The sequence below is a fragment of the Mycobacterium sp. Soil_C_30 genome (genome assembly GCF_057656995.1).
The window spans coordinates 1-438 of sequence record NZ_JBDGJH010000063.1; the positions used below are offsets into that span (position 1 = coordinate 1).

General features: G+C 59.4%; 1 protein-coding gene. It reads left to right on the forward strand.

Translation table 11 applies throughout. The features are described 5' to 3' along the window. Positions 1-438, forward strand: a 438-nt coding sequence (locus tag AC3A6P_RS36125) for an amidohydrolase family protein (protein WP_487697465.1), incomplete at both ends; no start/stop codon positions are given.

Below are 438 nucleotides of genomic sequence, written 5' to 3' on the forward strand. Positions count from 1 at the left end.
GGGACGGGCTGGATTCCGTATTTTCTGGATCGGGTGGATCGCACCTATGAGATGCATTCGACGTGGACGCATCAGGATTTCGGGGGGAAGTTGCCGTCGGAGGTGTTTCGGGAGCATTTCATGACGTGTTTCATCTCCGATCCGGTGGGGGTGAAGAACCGGCATCTGATCGGGATCGACAACATCTGCTGGGAGATGGATTACCCGCACAGCGATTCGATGTGGCCCGGTGCCCCGGAGGAATTGATGGCGGTGTTCGAGACCTATGAGGTCCCCGATGAGGAGATCAACAAGATCACCCACGAAAACGCGATGCGGCTCTATCACTTCGACCCGTTCATCCACATCCCCCGCGAGCAGGCCACCGTCGGGGCGTTACGCAAAGCCGCCGAAGGACACGACGTCTCCATCCAAGCCCTGTCCCACCACCGCGACGGC